This is a genomic window from Kitasatospora nipponensis, from assembly GCF_039528135.1.
Classification (GTDB): domain Bacteria; phylum Actinomycetota; class Actinomycetes; order Streptomycetales; family Streptomycetaceae; genus Kitasatospora; species Kitasatospora nipponensis.
The window spans coordinates 1-565 of record NZ_BAAALF010000990.1 but is presented as its reverse complement, the minus strand read 5'-3'; the positions used below and the strand labels follow the sequence as shown (position 1 = coordinate 565).

The window sequence follows — 565 nt, the reverse complement described above, 5'->3', positions numbered from 1 at the left end:
AGCTCGGCGGCCCGCCGCTGCAGAGGGACGACGACGTGACCCCGCCCCTGTACTACCTGCCGGTGCAGTACCGGTTGAGATCCGCACCCGCCTGATCGGAGACTCCTTTTGCCCCAACTGACACCCCAGGCGGTGAGCCTGGCCGGCCTCACCCCGATCTTTGCCCCCGCCGTTGCCTCCACCACCGTCCCGTGTGACGACCGGGCCTGGCTGCACGTCAAGAACACCGCCGGGGCCAGCATGACCGTCACCCTCACCGCGACCGCCAAGGTCCGCGGCCAGGCCGTGGCCGACACGGTCGTCACGGTGCCCGCCACCACCGGCGACAAGATGATCGGCCCGATCAGCGCGGAGCTGTACGCCGGCGCGGTAGACGGGACCTGTGCCGTGACGTACTCCTCCACCGCGTCCGTGACCGTCGCAGCTCTGCGCATCTGACCCACCGCCAACCCCGAGGCCCTGGCTGACGCCAGGGCTTTTCCCATGCCCAATGAGGGCACCGATGGACACGATCAGCGACGGCAGGACCCGGGCGGTGTGGTGCAGCACGATCGCCAACATCTTC

The 565-nt window shown here is 69.4% G+C and carries 1 protein-coding gene; it reads left to right on the top strand.

The window, feature by feature from the left end; genetic code table 11:
- Window positions 1-132 precede the first annotated feature (132 nt).
- Window positions 133-438, top strand: coding sequence for a hypothetical protein (locus ABD323_RS44480; RefSeq protein WP_344447665.1), 306 nt, complete (start codon window positions 133-135; stop codon window positions 436-438).
- The last annotated feature ends 127 nt before the right edge of the window (window positions 439-565 follow it).